Genomic DNA, 15,075 nt, shown 5'->3' with positions numbered 1-15,075 from the left:
TAATCCTCCTCATGAGCGAAGACCGCAAGCAGGTAAAGCGCGCACTCATTAGCGTGTACGACAAGACGGGGCTGGAGGATCTGGCCCGCGCACTTGATAAGGCAGGCGTAGAGATTGTCTCTACCGGCTCCACCGCCAAGAAGATTGCAGACCTGGGAATCGAGGTCACCCCGGTTGAAAAGCTCACCCGCTTCCCCGAGTGCTTGGAAGGCCGCGTCAAGACGCTCCACCCGCGCGTGCACGCCGGGATCCTGGCCGATACTCGCAAGGAAGACCACCTGGCGCAGCTCAACGAGCTTGAGGTAGAGCCCTTCCAGCTCGTCGTGGTCAACCTGTACCCCTTCCAGGAAACCGTAGCCTCCGGCGCGGACTTCGATGGCTGCGTGGAGCAGATCGACATCGGTGGACCTTCCATGGTGCGCGCGGCGGCCAAGAATCACCCGTCCGTTGCCGTGGTCGTGGATCCGGCGCGCTATGGCGAGGTAACCCAGGCCGTTGAAGAGGGGGGCTTTAGCCTTGACCAGCGCCGTGGTCTCGCCCGCGATGCCTTCCTTCACACCGCTAATTATGATGCGGTGGTCTCCGCGTGGTTCGTGGACCAGCTCAGCGACGGCGAGGAGACCACCTCGCTGCGCTACGGCGAGAACTCCCACCAGGCCGCCACCGTCACCCGGATTGGCACCAAGGGCCTGGCCAATGCCAAGCAGCTCAACGGCAAGGAGATGAGCTACAACAACTACCAGGACGCCGATGCCGCCTGGCGCGCGGCCTGGGATCACGAGCGCCCCTGCGTCGCGATTATCAAGCACACCAACCCGTGCGGCATCGCCGTATCGGACGAGTCCATCGCTGCGGCCCACCGCGCGGCGCATGCCTGCGACCCGATGTCCGCATTCGGCGGCGTCATCGCCGTCAACCGCGAGGTTAGCGAGGAGATGGCCGAGCAGGTCAAGGGTATTTTTACCGAGGTCATCGTCGCACCCGCCTATGAGGAAAAGGCGCTGGAAATCCTGCAGAGCAAGAAGAACCTGCGCGTGCTTTTGGCCGAGCCAGAAGAACAGGGCGAGGAGCGCAAGTACATCTCCGGCGGCGTGCTGCGCCAGGAACCGGATACCTACCAGGCCGAGGGCGATAAGCCCGAAAACTGGACCCTAGCAGCGGGCGAAGCCCTGAGCGACGAGGACTTGGCTCAGCTCGAATTCGCCTGGCGCACGGTGCGCGCGGTCAAGTCCAATGCGATTCTGCTGGCCAAAGACAATGCGACCGTGGGCGTGGGCATGGGCCAGGTCAACCGCGTGGATTCCGCCAAGCTTGCGGTCGAGCGCGCCAATACGCTTGCCGATGCCACCAACCGCACCCAAGGCTCCTTCGCCGCCTCCGACGCCTTCTTCCCCTTTGCCGATGGTTTGCAGGTGCTTCTCGATGCCGGCGTGAAAGCCGTTGTCCAGCCCGGCGGCTCCATCCGCGATGAAGAAGTTATCGAGGCAGCTAAGGCCGCTGGTGTTACGATGTATCTCACTGGAACGCGCCACTTCGCTCACTAGCGATAGCGCCTGAAAACTAAGGACCCTGGCCATGCTCGCACCAACCCGCACCGCGCCGAGGCGTACTGCACCGAGACGCATGGCGCTCGGCGGCCTACTTGTGGCGGGGGCGCTGTGTCTTAGCGCGTGCGGGCAGGGCGAGCAGGATACGAAATCAGAGCCGGGCATCGCCAAGCAGGCGACGCCGCGCTCTACAGAGAGCGCGACGGATAGGGCGGATAGCCCTCGCGATGCCGCAGCGCAGGATGAGGCTGCGCCGGCTGATGCCCAATCCGATGCCGCGAAAGCTGCCGAAGATGGTGGGCCGGCTGTGGCTGGTGACCTGCAGCGCGAGCTCGACCGCATTGCCGCCAACTACGGGAATGTAGGCATCGCGGTATCGGATGGCACCACTACCGTTGCCGCCGGGCGCACCGCGCCCGAAACCGCCTGGTCCACCTCCAAGGTGCCGGTGCTCATCGCGGCCCATCGCGCAGGGCTCATCGGCCCCGACGTGGTGACGTCAGCGATTACCTATTCCAATAATGAGGCGGCTCAATCCGCCTGGGACGCGCTGGGCGGCGGCGTACAAGCCGCCCAGGCCGCGCAACAAGTGCTTGCCGAGGCCGGCGATACCACCACCCAGGTACAAAGCCAGGTCACCCGCCCGGAATTTAGCGCCTTCGGGCAAACGCAGTGGAGCGTGGGCGATCAGGCCGCGTTCATGGCAAAGCTGCGCTGCGTCAACGGTGCCGAACCTATCCTCACCGCGATGTCTACGCCCGACCCCGCCCAAAGCTATGGCCTGCGCAACCTAGAGGGTGCCGCCCTCAAAGGCGGCTGGGGCCCAGATACCGCGGGCGGCTATGATGTGCGGCAGATGGGTCTTGCCACCATCGGCGGCCGGGAGGGGGCGGTAGCACTCATCGCCTCGGCCCCGGATGGTCAGTACGCCTCCGCCCAACCATTACTTTCGGGCATGGCGCTCGATCTCTCCAAGGCCGACGTTGCTTGGCCCACCCCAGATTGTTAGCACCCACCCCGAGCTTGTGAGAAAGGACTTATCATGCCGCATTTTCATCTAACTCCACGTTTGCGTTGGGGACTGCACCTCGGCGCGGTAGCGACCGCGGGCATTGTTTTAAGCGCCTGCAGCACTGGCTCGGATGGGGATCAACCCGACTTTTCCGGCGATGGCGGCATGACCACCGTCGAAAGCACGACGGATACTGCCGCAGAAGAATCCTCGTCGGCGACAAAGTCTCCGGAAACTCAAGAGAAAGAACCACCCGTGGTGACGGTGACCGAAACCGAACAGGAGCAGGCACAGCCACCAAAAAACAATAATGGCGGCGGAAGTGGCTTCATCGACGGCTTGGGTGAATACGGCTGGACCGATACCAATACTTACGCTAATTGCCACCGTTATGAACGCGTCGTCTTTGCCGGCAAAGGCCCAGACGGCAGGGCCATTATCTGTGAAAATCAGGGAAACGTCCTGACGTACCGCTCGACCATCTTTGGTGGCGAATTTACTGGGTCAATCATTGGCCAAGACGGCGGCAACTACTACGTGGATGCCACACCATCGACCATCGTTGTAACCCCCAGCGGGATTAGCGTGCGCGAGGGCGGCGGATTGGCCGCCACCGCGGACTTCACTCAATCCTGGCAACGCTAACCACTAGTAAGTGGTTAACGGGACTTTTTCTTATTGCGGTCCGCTGCTGCCGCCGCAGCCGCAGAAATCGAGTCATTGCGGTTCTTCAGCAGCTCAAGTGTCATCGCTTCGGCGTCCTCAGGAACGGTGGCGCCGAGGACGGCAAGGGCGGCATCGGCAAGCATGGCGGCAGTCTCCGGAACCGACTGGGCCGCGGCATAGGGAGGCGTGCCATCATTGGGGCGCATCTCGATGACCGACAGCGCGATGTGGAAGGGCAACTCGATGCGCGGATCCGCATCGCCCACAATGGCAGCGGCGGTGGTGCGGAAGTGGTTCTGCAGCCGCTCGCGGGAGCTGTGATACTCCGAAAACTCCGGCGAATTGGCCACCGGCAACTGGTACAACCGGCCGACGTTCCAACCGCTGGTGAGCAACAGGCGCGATTCCGCGGCAACCAACGACCACAGGCGCTGCTCGGGCTCGGCATCAGAATCCACCAGCTCATCGGCTAACTCCAGCGAGGGCTCAATGGTGGAATTTAGCAGCGCGAGGAAAATCTCCGTCTTGGAGGGAAAGTGGTAGTACAGCGATGCCTGCCGGATGCCCACCGCGTCCGCGATCTGGTGGGTCGACGTCGTGGCAAAGCCCTGGGTGGTAAATAACTCTGAGGAGGCGTCCAAAATCTCTTCCCGGGCGCTATTGCCTCTGCGGCGGGGGCTATGTTTACGCGGCCTACCGACGTTTCCTGACATGCGGCGGACGCCTCCTTTCTCTCAGCAGAAAATGCTTTTACTCAACAACTCTACAGCCCTGCAGCCCGCCGGCGCGGACCGCATGCGTAGCCACAAAAACTTTGTGGCGATTCTAATGTGCGCCATCCGCGGTGCGTTGGGAGATGGACTCGAAGGTCGCAGATACCATGCGGCAGGCCGTGCCGTAGGCCGTGCGCTCCAGTGGTGGCAGGTCTTGCAGGACGGATTCACGGCCGTGCACGTTGTCGAACCAGCGGCGCATTTCTACCGAATACCCAGTGCGCCACGCAAGGTCGAGGGTCTCTGCGTCCTCCGCGGTGAGCATCCCGCGTTCTTGGCCAATGGCGAGGCGATCGACCGTGGGACGCGGGCCCGGTGCCGCCCAGCGCGCAATGGCGGCGATGGGGGATAACAGCATGGACTTGATATCTACGGCCGCACTGCGATCGGGCAAACCGCCAACGCGCTGGAGCAGAGGCGGACGCTGGGACAACGCCTCCTCCAGCAAAGCTTGCTCGCCGCCGCGGCCTAAAGGCAGGCCGGCATCGACGCGCGCTGCCATGGAATCGGCCGCTTGATGTACCTCTAGCCCGACATCGCGAAAGACGGACTCCAAGTCGCTGTCTTCTCCCATCCACTCGATGGGCATGCTGGGTAGCTGATCCCCGCGCGCCGCCGCACCGGTTAACCGGATATCCGCATCCACGCCTGGCGCGCGCACGATATCTGTCAGTAGTCGCGAAAACCAGTTGGCTAATTCAATCTCATCGTCCTGGTGCGCTACCGCATTGCGCAAGACATCTTGTGCTTCCGCCAATAAGCCGCGAGCAGTTGCCCGGGACTGGCAATGGGGAGCAAGCTCCGAAAGATCGAGAAGGGATTGATGCAGGCCCATACAGTCACTGCCTTTCACTCATTGCAAAGCGGTGCGCATCTAAAAATTGTGCGGCGCAGGATTGCTATAAATGTAACACTTATGCGATATCGCAGTAGCGCTCGGGGGAGCGTGCGGCGGGTGCCGCCGAGTAAGGGTGCTGTGGGAGTCCGTCGCGGAGCTTTGCTGCTGGTGCTCTCGCGGAGGTATGGCGTGTGTGCGGTGTAGCGCGAATTTAGGCTACTAAAACGACTTTCGCCGCCTCACCTCGAAAGGCGGGGCGGCGAAAGTTTATGGATCTTTTACCGTGTCACACTTGCCAGCGGCAAAAGTGCGCTGTTGATACCCAGCTACTGTTTAGCGGGTGGTGAACGGCAGGAGAGCCATTTCGCGTGCGTTCTTGACTGCGGTAGCAACCTGACGCTGCTGCTGCGGGGTCAAGCCAGTGACGCGACGGGAACGGATCTTGTGGCGATCCGAGATGAATAGACGCAGAGTCTTGGTGTCCTTGTAGTCCACCTTCTCAATGCCCTCAGCCTTCAAAGGGTTCTTCTTCGGGCGACGGCTCTGCTCCATACGGAACTTCTTTTGGTTATTGCGCTTATTAGCCATTGTGCAATTACCCCTTTACCAGCTGGACTTGCGAACGCCCGGCAGCTCACCACGGTGAGCCATGCCGCGCATACGGACACGGGACAGGCCGAACTTGCGGAGGTAACCGCGTGGGCGGCCATCGGCTGCGTCGCGGTTACGAACGCGGGCTGGGGAAGCGTCACGAGGCTGGCGGTTCAGCTCGAACTGAGCCTCCAAACGCTCCTCATCCGGGGTGTTCGGGTTCTTGATGATCTTCTTGAGCTCAGCGCGACGCTCCGCGTAGCGGGCGACGATTTCCTTGCGCTGCTCGTTCTTAGCGATCTTGGACTTCTTAGCCATGAATTATCGCTCCTCGCGGAATTCGACGTGCTTGCGGGCGATCGGATCGAACTTCTTCAGGGAGATGCGATCCGGGTTATTGCGCTTGTTCTTACGGGTCACGTAGGTGTAACCGGTGCCCGCAGTGGACTTCAGCTTGATGATTGGGCGAATATCGTTACGTGCCATACTTAAATCTTCTCCCCACGTGCGCGGATCTTGGCAACAACGGACTCGATGCCGTCGCGGTCAATGATCTTCATACCCTTGGTGGAAACATTCAGAGTAATGGTACGGCCCTCAGAGGGCAGGTAGTAGCGACGACGCTGCACGTTGGGGTTCCAACGGCGCGAAGTGCGGCGGTGCGAGTGCGAGACCTGCTTGCCGAATTCCGGCTTGCGGCCCGTTACCTGGCAAATAGCCGACATGGGTCTTCTTTCTCCTAGCCGCCCACATCGTGGCTATAAACGACTACGTGCCGACTGCCGTGTGAGGGTGGCAGTGCTCAAAAAGTGAGGTGTGAGCAGGTGCGGCATCGTCGTCAAAAACCAGTAGACGGGGCGTAATACGTATATTTTGACAACAGCAAGAGCAAATCTTACAGCCTTACTCGCGATATACCTAATCGCTGCTGCGATGCCCCTACGTATAAAGGTGTCGGCTTTCTGCCGATGATCAAGCGACAGCGCCCAAAGCATTGGGGAGGTACGAGGCCTACTATAATGAATGGGGCGCATATGTGTGCCTGTGGCGACTGTGGTTGCCACAGGCGAGCAATTTCGTATATATGGCCGTGGAATGTAGGATAATTCAGGTTATCGGTCGGCGCGCTTTGTGGCGCCGGGCGAGCTGTAACTGTACATCCCAACTCGGGCACGATCCGTACCGGCATAGCAATCCAGTGTGCGGAACCGACCCGTAGTCCAACCCTGAGGGAATATATATGAAGAAAGACATCCACCCGGATTACCACCCAGTGGTCTTCCGTGATGCTGGTACCGGTCACTCCTTTTTGACCAAGTCCACCGCTACCTCTTCTCGCACCGTTGAGTGGGAAGACGGCAACGAGTACCCGCTCATCGTCGTTGACGTTACTGCTGAGTCCCACCCGTTCTGGACTGGTGCACAGCGCGTTATGGATACCGCTGGCCGCGTCGAGCGCTTCAACCAGCGCTTCGGTGCCATGGCTCGCCGCAAGAAGAAGAACGCGTAAGGAGAAGAAGAGAAAATGGCAACTCCTAAGTTTAAGAAGTCCCGTGCGAATACCCACGCACGTCGTTCCCAGTGGAAGGCTGACAACGTCGCCCTCCAGGAAGTCACCATTGACGGTCAGACCGTGCGCATCCCGCGCCGTCTGGTCAAGGCCGCTAAGCTCGGCCTGGTTGACGTAGAGCAGTTCTAAGCCTGCTTTCATCCTCGCCCCCTCCCGGTTGCTTATTAGTGACTGCGAGGGGGTTGCGATGTTTTAGACCCGCTTAGATTCTAGGGGGCATCAAAAAGCACCTGCAGGCCCGGGGTGGGCGGCAGGTGGTGCGGGGAACGCGCAGCCACAGTGCGTTCTCCTAAGCCGAAGGCCTATGCCTCGAGGGCGGCCTTGCGCTCCTCGGTGAGGCGGACTTCTTCCTTATTAATAAAGAGGAAGATGGCCAAAACGAGGATGGTAAAGAGCAGGAAGACCATGAAGGTGACATTCCAACCGGCGTACTTGACCAGGTAGCCCACACCGGTCGAGGCGAGCGTGGCACCGAGCAGGTAGCCGAAAAGCCCCGTAAAACCGGAAGCGGTACTTGCCACATTGCGCGGGGAGAGGTCGAGGGCCTGTAAACCGATGAGGCCAACCGGACCGTAGATGAAGGCACCGATGAGTGCGATGAAGGTAACCATAACCGCGAACGGGGTGCCCACTGGTGCCAGCCAGTAGCCGGCGATGGACAGGCCCGTAGCCAAGATAAAGATCAAGATGACCTTAGAGCGGTTGCCGTGGAAGAGCTTATCGGACATCCAGCCGCAGAGAATGGTGCCCAGCAGGCCTGCGAGCTCGAAGGCGCCGAAGGCGACCAAGCCGGAATTGATGTTCATGTGGTGGACTTCAGCGAGGTACGTCGTAATCCAGTTGAGCACGCCGTAGCGCAGTGCATAGACAAATACGTTGGCGATGGCCAAGAGGACAATGATGCGGTTGCGCAGGACGTATTTGAAAATGAGATCCTTGGTGGAGATTCCATCGCCTTCTTGCCGCTGGATATCTGCAACCTTGGCGGGATCATTGCGCCATTCATCGACCGTCGGCAGTCCTTCTGAAGGCGGGTTATCGCGGATGAGTAAGAAAGCTAAGGCCGCGATGATCAGGGCCGCGACTGCGGGGAGCCAAAAGGCTACCTGCCATTGATTGCCGGTCATCGCCAAGCCGACGCCTACCAGCAGCGGTAATACGCCTGCACCCACATTGTGCGAGGTATTCCACAGCGAGCCCTTCCAACCGCGCTCGGATGTGGAGAACCATTGCACGATGACGCGGCCGCATGGTGGGTGTCCCATGCCTTGGAACCAGCCATTGAGGAACATGACGGTGGCAAAGACGCCTACGGATGCAGAGACCCACGGGACGAATCCGACAATCAGGTTCATCAGCGCGGACAAGCTCAGCCCGATGGGCAGGAAATAGCGCGCATTGGATTGGTCCGCGAGCATGGCGGAAAAGAATTTGGATAAGCCATAAGAAATCAGCACGGCATTACTAATGATGCCGATTGCAGGCTTGTCGATGCTCCCGTTATCTTCCAGCAGCAGCGGCGCGATCGTGGAGATGTTGTTGCGGATGAGGTAAAAGCCCGCGTAACCCAGGAAGATTCCCATGAAGACCTGGAAACGAAGGCGGGGGAATTTCTTATCAACGTCCTCTTTAGGTAATTGAGGGCGTGGGCGGGGAGATTTGAGCCATGTCAGCACTGCATACTCCTTGGGTTGGAAAGATAAAAAAGATTTAACTTAAGGTTAAAGTAAGGCTAACCTTAAGTTAAATATAAAAGTACGCTAACATAGCTATGGATCGATTTTATTCCTCGGTGATTCTGTTCACAGCGGTGTGCCGCGGGATGGGAGGATGTCTAACGGGGTGATGGTGGAGTCGAGTGCGAACGTAAGGGAGGCGACAGGTGTGGTGAGTTTGGCCAGCGTATTGCCTACAGTAACTTCACAGGAACTTCTAGTAGGTTGGCAGAGTAGTTTAAGTTGTGACTAAGTGAAGCGAGGCATAGTGTTCCTATGAACATGAGGAATGATGACAACCGCGGTAATAATGGTCAGTCGCACGGTGTCCCGCAGGAACCCAACGGCGCGAACAATGGGCAGGCGCCGTATAACCAGCCGCGCGGAGGGCAACAGGATACTGGATCCGCGTATTCCAACGGAACCTATTCCCAAGGCTGGAACCAGCCGCGCATCAACGAGCAGGAGGCACAAGCCTCCGCACACGGTAACGAGGCGCCGCAGCACGGGCAGTACACCCCGCCCAGCAATCGCCTCTTTGGCGGCGCTCAGCCGGGTGCTACCCGCGGGCAGGATGAAACCTCGTCCTTCGCTACCCAGCAAGGCGATTACTCCCAGCAGGGGCCTGCGAATAACCAACCCGGCCAGCTGCCCGTGCCTGGGGTAACGCCATTGCCGCCACAGCCAAAGCAGAAAAAGAAGATCGGGCTGGGTGCCGCGATGGCAATCGCTGCGGTAGCGGCAATCGCTGCAGGCTCCATTACCGGCGTGGTCGTGGGAAAGAATCAATCCAGCAGCGGCACGTCCGTGGTCAATGAGGCGCTCACTAGTAAACCGGCTGCCAATAGCATGGGCAAGGAGCCAGAGGAAGGCTCGGTGGAAGCGGTTTCTGCCAAGGTTTTGCCGGCCGTGGTATCCATTCAGACCGCTACTCGGACCTCGGCTGCGGAAGGTTCCGGTTCCATCATTTCTCCTGATGGTTACGTGCTAACCAACCACCACGTCATCGCCGGTGCAGAGCAAGGCGGCATCATGCAGGTGACCTTGAATGATGGCAGCAAGCACGAAGCCGATCTCGTGGCTTCCGATGCCAATACGGATGTTGCCATCATCAAGATCAAGGACGTGCACGACCTGCCGCACCTGCAATTCGGTGACTCGGATGCGGTAGCGGTTGGTCAGGAAGTAGTCGCCGTCGGCTCGCCGCTCGGCCTCAATGCCACGGTGACCTCCGGCATCGTATCCGCCAAGAATCGGCCGGTGCGCGCATCTCAGCAGGGTGGCGAGTCCTCGCTTATCGATGCCATCCAGACCGACGCCGCCGTCAACCCCGGCAATTCCGGTGGTCCCTTGGTGGATATGGAGGGCAATATCGTTGGTATGAACTCGATGATTGCGTCGTTGTCCGATAAGACCTCGGGTGAGGGCGGATCTATCGGCCTCGGGTTTGCCATTCCTTCCAACTTTGCCAAGCGCATGGCTGATGAGCTCATCAATAAAGGCCACGTAACCCACCCCACCTTGGGGGTTAAGGTCTTGGCGCGCGATGACGGAAATGGCGCGCGCATTGCCGAGGTTGAGCCGGGGAGCCCGGCGGAACAAGCAGGTTTGAAGCAGGGCGATATCGTCACCCGCGTCAATGACCGGCTGATTGAAAACGCCGATGCGCTTATCGCAGCCGCGCGTTCCCAGGACTTCGGTGCGACCGTCACCTTGGAAGTATCCGATGGAAATTCGGATGACACTCGTCAGGTAGAGGTAACCCTGACAGGCGAGTAGATTAAAACGCAGCCCGCGCCGTGTCCGCATTGCGCCCCCCGACGTTTCTTTGAAGGAGAAAAATGGCAGACTCCCAGCAAGACTTGACCGACTCCACCAGTTTGGAGGATTCGGCTTCCACAGACGCTTTGCGGGATGTGGCGGAGCCGGATGATGCCTACCTCTTGGCCAGTGAGAAAGAGGACCGGTTGGCGGCTCCACGCCGCGCACTCGTTGTGATCGTCACGGATCACCCCGGCGAAAATTCAGATAGTACCTCCAAACTGGTTACTGAGCTTTTGGCAGAGGCGGATTTCCGCATCGATGGTTCGGTAGTTGTGCGCTCGAAGAAATCTAAGATCCGGCAGGCCATTGAAACTGGCGTCGTCGGCGGTGTAGATCTCGTACTCACTGTCGGCGGCACCGGAGTGGGCCCGCGCGATAAGACGCCGGAAGCTACCACTGGGGTCATCGACAAGATGGTGCCGGGCGTGGCCCAAGCCTTGCGCTCTTCTGGTCAGGCTTGCGGCGCGGTCGATGCGTGCGCATCCCGCGGAATTTCGGGCGTTTCTGGTTCCACCGTCGTGGTCAACCTTGCGCCGTCGCGCGCTGCCGTGCGCGACGGCATGGCCACGTTGACCCCGCTGGTCCACCACCTCGTGGATCAACTGCAAGAATCCAGCGTGCAATAACGCGAAGGAAAGGGGTGGAGATACTGCCATGACCTCGCAACCACGCCGTCAGCGCAGGCGCGTATTCCGGCGATCAGATGCCCCGGAATATGACCGCAGCGCGGATCGCCCTGTAGAGCAGGAATTAGCTAGTGGAGAAGGTACTGATGCCCAGCGCATCGTCACCCTCGAGGATGCCGCAGCGGAAGGCGATCTCGCCCAAGCCGCCGAGCGCGGCGAAGAATTTTACCGCGAAAACCAGCCGCCGCATCACGGCGGATAGCCCGCGCATACTTGTCCCGAGCCAGGAAATGCTCAAGCAGTCATAACAACAGCCCGTGGCCTCCTTCGTTGCGAAGGTGGACACGGGCTTAACTGCTTCTTAGCAAGAATTAGTCGTCGTGGCGGCTGTGCTTGCTCTCTGAAGCGGTGGAGTTATCGGTACCCTCGGCCGCAGCGGCATCCCCAAGTGCCTTATCTTCGGCGGTGACAGCATCAGCGTTCTGTGCCTGCAAGAGATCGCGGATTTCTGCAAGGAGTTCTTCCGAGGTTGGTGCCGGTGCCTCTGGGTCCACACCCTGGCGGCGCTTGGCGGCTTCAGTGAGCTTGTTCAATGGCATCACAATGAGGAAGTACACCACTGCGGCGATGATCAGGAAGTTAATCGCTGCGGTAATGACGGCGCCAAAGTCTACGAGGGTGGACTTATTATCGGTGATTTGGAAGCCCAAACCATCGACTTCGGCGGAGCCAAAGGAGTTAATGATCGGCTGAATAATGGAATCCGTTACGGAGGTAACAATCGCCGTGAATGCGGAACCGATGATGACTGCGGTGGCAAGCTCGACCACGTTGCCGCGCATAATGAAGTCTTTAAAGCCCTTGAGCATGGGAGACGGAGAACCTTTCTGGGAATAGATAAGGATGGGTGTGAACCATGAGCAAGCGGGAAGTTTAGTTCAAGCTGAAAGTCATCACAACTTGAGAGGATTAGAGGTGGCAAAATTGTCGCTTAGTTAACTACCGCGCAACGGTTGCGATATCGGTTTATAATGTCGGGCTTAAAGTGCGATTTAAAAATTATTGGTTGAAAATAACATTATTCCAATTCGCGGGCGGAAGGGATCCCGTATGAATGAGGCGCTCGGTGTATTTGTCTTGGCGTCACTATAGGGGCAGGCGAACTGTATGGATAACCTAACTTTTGTCGGACTTAAACTAGAGTCTCCTGCAGCAGGCTATCTAGTCGGTACCGAAAGGTTTTGGGTGTTCTTTCCCTTTATTCTGGAAAATAATGCATAAAGAAGCGGCTCTAATATCATTACAAGGATGGCCACAAGTATTAGGGGTTGCCAATATAGTTCACTGAACATTTCGATCCAACTGATATTCCAAATGAACATCATGAGTAAACCTAGGACAAATATGCTAGCAAGTACTAATATCTGCGAAGTGAAAACCACCGAAGCAAGTGTGAGCAATAATGCGAAATGGTATTCGCTGCCCGAAACCCCTAACTTCAGGAATTTATAGAGACTGCGGTTGAGTAATTGGCTAAGTATGAGACTGGCAGAAATAATCGCTAATAGAGTAAAAGCTAGAGGAACTGCCATTAGGATCCAGAAATCCCATTGCGCAATACCGCCTTTTCCCATTGCTCTGGCCTGCATGCCAGATGCACTGAAAAGTAATGCGGGAATACTTGTGACGAGGAAAAGGAATAACGCAATTCCGGAAAGTCGCGACCGGTACTCAGAAGTTACAGATTGGCTCAATACGGGGCTAGGGCGATATGAGGATAATCTTGCGACGATTTTTGTAATGCCGAGTGCAATTTGTGGTCCCAAATGAGGAACGAGGATAGCGCCTACGAGCAATAGCCCTATCGTAAATAAAATGCCACCTTGCTGTCCATTTTGATAAACTATTCCGAATATAATCAACGATGCTCCACCTAAAGCAAAAATACCTCGTGCGAGCCACCGTTTTATCGAATCTAATGCCGCCGAGTTTTTCTTCGCACCTTTCACCAAATTTGTACCCAGGAGTAAAGTTGAGATGGCTAGTGGGAGAAAAAGGTTAATGGCTGCAAGAAGTATGCCGAAAGATGAGGGGATACCAAATCCACCAACCCGGATTAATGGGGCACCACTTTCATCAGGAATCCACTCTAATAATGCAGAAAATGGTAAATAAAGAACGGCCACGAGGAGTAAGGCGCCGACGAGTGGTCTCCACATTTGACTAACCAATACGCGGATGAAGTGTCGCCGACCTAGCCCAAAGCGTATAAGTAGTACAGATTGTTCCCGAAGAAGTAAGGACCCGAGAGCTCCTAACGGAATGTTAGTTGCGATAGCAACAAATGTAGCCCAGAAGAGCATATTTCCACCAATGAATTTGAATTGGTCATCCGGGTACTCGTCGATTAATCGCGACCAGACCGAACCCAAAACAAGAACGAAACTTGTGGTGATTCCGAGGAGTAATGCGAGTGCATAGAAGTATATTTTGACTTCTCCGACGATCGAAGACCCAACTTTTCGGAAATACTTATTCATGGCCCGCGTCGTCCTTTTCCATAACGATTACACCATCAACGAAACTTTCAAAGTCTGGATCGTGGGACACCATGAGAACTGCTGTTCCCTCTTGCACAACGTCGTCCAAGACACTGAATAAACTGTCCCGAGAATCGCTATCTAATGCACTGCTCGGCTCGTCAAGTAGAAGTAATCCAGGTTGGCGTATGAGTCCCCCAGTAATCATGGCTCGCTGTAACTGGCCTTTTGAAAGTTCACTTAATAATTGGTCTAAAGTGTGCTCTATACCTAAAGATCCAAGAATTTCGATGTATGCCCGAGAATTCGATTTTTTATTACAAATTTGTAGATTGAATTCTAAATATTCTTTGACCGTGAGCCCTGGAAAAGGAAATAATTCTTGACCAACGTAGGAAATGTTGCTGCGGAGTAATTTTTGGCGCGTTGACACCGAAATTTTAGATACGTCGAATTCATCAAGTAATGCGACGTTACCTTCGTTAAGGGGATGCAATCCTACTAGCGCGTTCAGGAATGTGGTCTTGCCACATCCAGAAGGTCCCGATAATAACGCTTTTTGTCCGTCATAAAGTGCAAAATCTAGGGGTAATGCTAGGGGGGTGTCTCCGGAGTCGCCTTGACAGTAACTGCTTGGACTTCAAGCACTGGCCTATTGGTGGGCATGGAAATAACCTTGTAATTGAGTACGGAAGAATTGAATTTTGAACTGAAAGACACCGACAACAAATTGTTAATGATCGTGGGAGCTACGAATCTGCAGGCCGGTCAGTGGTTTCGACACTACACTAAGGGACGTCAAACTGGGGCGGATTATAGAAAGAGTGCTCGCTCTTGCCCTCGCTAAGTAGACATCTGAGGAAGTGAGACCCGCTCTGCACGACAGGAATCGAATTTTCCTCAAATTATGGACTCTTAGTAGCGCTACCTCATAGCTAGGCAGCGATTTCTTCTTCCTGCCTGGTTTGGGCGATGTGGCATTCGAAATCGACGAGATTGACCAATCCGAGTGTGGAGGGTTGGCGTCTACGGTTGTAGCCCTTTCAGTCCAGTAGGTCATAGTTTGGTGAAGAGCATCGCGGGTAGGCCGACGCTGACGGTCGTAAAATTCGGCTTTGGGCTTCGAACAAAAGGGCTCGGCCTAGAGGCGGCACCGCATATTGGTCATAATGCCGCATACGAATTTCTTCAGGAATTTGCCCGAGAGGATAGGGAGAACGGGACTTCCCTGGAAGAGCTTTGAATAGCCCACCCGAGGCTCGCGGGTCAGTCGGAAAACTGGATTTTGATTCCTTGACAAAACCCGACCTATGACGTCGGTCAAGCTGTTGAAATCGCGGAATCGGCGCAGGAATAGATCAGGAATAAGTACT

The 15,075-nt window shown here is 56.7% G+C and carries 17 protein-coding genes and 1 pseudogene; 8 read left to right on the top strand and 10 right to left on the bottom strand.

Features of this window, described 5'->3' with window-relative positions:
• The first annotated feature begins 11 nt into the window (after positions 1-11).
• The 3 genes from purH to ABRP98_RS04785 are packed head-to-tail and all read left to right on the top strand — an operon-like array spanning position 12 to position 3,204.
• Positions 12-1,544 (top strand): bifunctional phosphoribosylaminoimidazolecarboxamide formyltransferase/IMP cyclohydrolase, encoded by a 1,533-nt coding sequence (gene purH, locus ABRP98_RS04795; RefSeq protein WP_349857789.1) that lies wholly within the window; start codon positions 12-14, stop codon positions 1,542-1,544.
• Positions 1,545-1,575: 31 nt separating this feature from the next.
• Entirely contained in the window at positions 1,576-2,556 is a 981-nt protein-coding gene (locus ABRP98_RS04790; RefSeq protein ID WP_349857787.1) for a hypothetical protein, read from the top strand.
• 33 nt (positions 2,557-2,589) lie between these two features.
• Positions 2,590-3,204 carry a hypothetical protein gene (locus ABRP98_RS04785; protein ID WP_349857785.1) on the top strand — a complete coding sequence of 205 codons (615 nt, stop codon included), beginning with the start codon at positions 2,590-2,592 and terminating at the stop codon, positions 3,202-3,204.
• A gap of 14 nt (positions 3,205-3,218) precedes the next feature.
• Here the strand turns inward: ABRP98_RS04785 and ABRP98_RS04780 are convergent, their stop codons facing one another.
• The 6 genes from ABRP98_RS04780 to rpmB form a co-directional block, all read right to left on the bottom strand.
• Complete coding sequence (locus tag ABRP98_RS04780) at positions 3,219-3,938, bottom strand: TetR/AcrR family transcriptional regulator (RefSeq protein ID WP_284770610.1); 720 nt, start codon at positions 3,936-3,938, stop codon at positions 3,219-3,221.
• 112 nt (positions 3,939-4,050) lie between these two features.
• Positions 4,051-4,833, bottom strand: coding sequence for a putative nucleotidyltransferase substrate binding domain-containing protein (locus tag ABRP98_RS04775; protein WP_284770611.1), 783 nt, complete (start codon positions 4,831-4,833; stop codon positions 4,051-4,053).
• Positions 4,834-5,169: 336 nt separating this feature from the next.
• Positions 5,170-5,424, bottom strand: coding sequence for a 30S ribosomal protein S18 (rpsR, locus tag ABRP98_RS04770; protein ID WP_005279904.1), 255 nt, complete (start codon positions 5,422-5,424; stop codon positions 5,170-5,172).
• Positions 5,425-5,439: 15 nt separating this feature from the next.
• Positions 5,440-5,745: a 30S ribosomal protein S14 gene (gene rpsN / locus ABRP98_RS04765; RefSeq protein ID WP_005279906.1), complete on the bottom strand. Its 306-nt coding sequence runs from the start codon at positions 5,743-5,745 to the stop codon at positions 5,440-5,442.
• A 3-nt stretch (positions 5,746-5,748) separates the two neighbouring features.
• Complete coding sequence (gene rpmG / locus ABRP98_RS04760) at positions 5,749-5,913, bottom strand: 50S ribosomal protein L33 (protein ID WP_023025964.1); 165 nt, start codon at positions 5,911-5,913, stop codon at positions 5,749-5,751.
• A gap of 2 nt (positions 5,914-5,915) precedes the next feature.
• Positions 5,916-6,152 carry a 50S ribosomal protein L28 gene (gene rpmB / locus ABRP98_RS04755; protein ID WP_005279911.1) on the bottom strand — a complete coding sequence of 79 codons (237 nt, stop codon included), beginning with the start codon at positions 6,150-6,152 and terminating at the stop codon, positions 5,916-5,918.
• 515 nt (positions 6,153-6,667) lie between these two features.
• Here rpmB and ABRP98_RS04750 point away from each other — a divergent pair.
• The gene (locus ABRP98_RS04750) at positions 6,668-6,937 is read left to right on the top strand and encodes a type B 50S ribosomal protein L31 (protein WP_005279912.1); all 270 of its coding nucleotides are present in this window, start codon (positions 6,668-6,670) and stop codon (positions 6,935-6,937) included.
• A gap of 15 nt (positions 6,938-6,952) precedes the next feature.
• Positions 6,953-7,126: a 50S ribosomal protein L32 gene (rpmF, locus tag ABRP98_RS04745; RefSeq protein WP_005279913.1), complete on the top strand. Its 174-nt coding sequence runs from the start codon at positions 6,953-6,955 to the stop codon at positions 7,124-7,126.
• Between the two features lie 173 nt (positions 7,127-7,299).
• Here the strand turns inward: rpmF and ABRP98_RS04740 are convergent, their stop codons facing one another.
• Positions 7,300-8,673 (bottom strand): MFS transporter, encoded by a 1,374-nt coding sequence (locus tag ABRP98_RS04740; RefSeq protein ID WP_502878784.1) that lies wholly within the window; start codon positions 8,671-8,673, stop codon positions 7,300-7,302.
• A 315-nt stretch (positions 8,674-8,988) separates the two neighbouring features.
• On the opposite strand from ABRP98_RS04740, the gene ABRP98_RS04735 reads away from it, so the two are divergent.
• From ABRP98_RS04735 to ABRP98_RS04725, 3 genes are all read left to right on the top strand, one after another.
• Entirely contained in the window at positions 8,989-10,491 is a 1,503-nt protein-coding gene (locus ABRP98_RS04735; protein WP_349857783.1) for a S1C family serine protease, read from the top strand.
• A 62-nt stretch (positions 10,492-10,553) separates the two neighbouring features.
• On the top strand, positions 10,554-11,162 hold the full coding sequence (locus ABRP98_RS04730) for a MogA/MoaB family molybdenum cofactor biosynthesis protein (RefSeq protein WP_349857781.1): 609 nt from the start codon (positions 10,554-10,556) through the stop codon (positions 11,160-11,162).
• A 28-nt stretch (positions 11,163-11,190) separates the two neighbouring features.
• Positions 11,191-11,424: a hypothetical protein gene (locus ABRP98_RS04725; protein ID WP_349857779.1), complete on the top strand. Its 234-nt coding sequence runs from the start codon at positions 11,191-11,193 to the stop codon at positions 11,422-11,424.
• Positions 11,425-11,533: 109 nt separating this feature from the next.
• Here the strand turns inward: ABRP98_RS04725 and mscL are convergent, their stop codons facing one another.
• The 3 genes and pseudogenes from mscL to ABRP98_RS04710 all read right to left on the bottom strand — a co-directional run.
• Positions 11,534-12,031: a large-conductance mechanosensitive channel protein MscL gene (gene mscL, locus ABRP98_RS04720; RefSeq protein WP_349857778.1), complete on the bottom strand. Its 498-nt coding sequence runs from the start codon at positions 12,029-12,031 to the stop codon at positions 11,534-11,536.
• Positions 12,032-12,379: 348 nt separating this feature from the next.
• Positions 12,380-13,702: a hypothetical protein gene (locus ABRP98_RS04715; RefSeq protein ID WP_349857777.1), complete on the bottom strand. Its 1,323-nt coding sequence runs from the start codon at positions 13,700-13,702 to the stop codon at positions 12,380-12,382.
• A pseudogene (locus ABRP98_RS04710) lies at positions 13,695-14,276 on the bottom strand (ABC transporter ATP-binding protein); the annotation flags it as partial. The pseudogene ABRP98_RS04710 and the gene ABRP98_RS04715, both read right to left, overlap by 8 nt.
• Positions 14,277-15,075: the final 799 nt, after the last annotated feature.

The sequence above is a fragment of the Corynebacterium sp. KPL2838 genome, assembly GCF_040225455.1.
Classification (GTDB): domain Bacteria; phylum Actinomycetota; class Actinomycetes; order Mycobacteriales; family Mycobacteriaceae; genus Corynebacterium; species Corynebacterium rhinophilum.
The sequence above is the reverse complement of the archived record's forward strand: the minus strand, read 5'-3'. Positions and strand labels throughout refer to the sequence as shown.

Bases quoted from the DNA above. Each gene is read 5' to 3' on its own strand.
- purH (WP_349857789.1), top strand. From the start codon at position 12: ATGAGCGAAGACCGCAAGCAGGTAAAGCGCGCACTCATTAGCGTGTAC.
- ABRP98_RS04790 (WP_349857787.1), top strand. From the start codon at position 1,576: ATGCTCGCACCAACCCGCACCGCGCCGAGGCGTACTGCACCGAGACGC.
- ABRP98_RS04785 (WP_349857785.1), top strand. From the start codon at position 2,590: ATGCCGCATTTTCATCTAACTCCACGTTTGCGTTGGGGACTGCACCTC.
- ABRP98_RS04780 (WP_284770610.1), bottom strand. From the start codon at position 3,938: ATGTCAGGAAACGTCGGTAGGCCGCGTAAACATAGCCCCCGCCGCAGA.
- ABRP98_RS04775 (WP_284770611.1), bottom strand. From the start codon at position 4,833: ATGGGCCTGCATCAATCCCTTCTCGATCTTTCGGAGCTTGCTCCCCAT.
- rpsR (WP_005279904.1), bottom strand. From the start codon at position 5,424: ATGGCTAATAAGCGCAATAACCAAAAGAAGTTCCGTATGGAGCAGAGC.
- rpsN (WP_005279906.1), bottom strand. From the start codon at position 5,745: ATGGCTAAGAAGTCCAAGATCGCTAAGAACGAGCAGCGCAAGGAAATC.
- rpmG (WP_023025964.1), bottom strand. From the start codon at position 5,913: ATGGCACGTAACGATATTCGCCCAATCATCAAGCTGAAGTCCACTGCG.
- rpmB (WP_005279911.1), bottom strand. From the start codon at position 6,152: ATGTCGGCTATTTGCCAGGTAACGGGCCGCAAGCCGGAATTCGGCAAG.
- ABRP98_RS04750 (WP_005279912.1), top strand. From the start codon at position 6,668: ATGAAGAAAGACATCCACCCGGATTACCACCCAGTGGTCTTCCGTGAT.
- rpmF (WP_005279913.1), top strand. From the start codon at position 6,953: ATGGCAACTCCTAAGTTTAAGAAGTCCCGTGCGAATACCCACGCACGT.
- ABRP98_RS04735 (WP_349857783.1), top strand. From the start codon at position 8,989: ATGAACATGAGGAATGATGACAACCGCGGTAATAATGGTCAGTCGCAC.
- ABRP98_RS04730 (WP_349857781.1), top strand. From the start codon at position 10,554: ATGGCAGACTCCCAGCAAGACTTGACCGACTCCACCAGTTTGGAGGAT.
- ABRP98_RS04725 (WP_349857779.1), top strand. From the start codon at position 11,191: ATGACCTCGCAACCACGCCGTCAGCGCAGGCGCGTATTCCGGCGATCA.
- mscL (WP_349857778.1), bottom strand. From the start codon at position 12,031: ATGCTCAAGGGCTTTAAAGACTTCATTATGCGCGGCAACGTGGTCGAG.
- ABRP98_RS04715 (WP_349857777.1), bottom strand. From the start codon at position 13,702: ATGAATAAGTATTTCCGAAAAGTTGGGTCTTCGATCGTCGGAGAAGTC.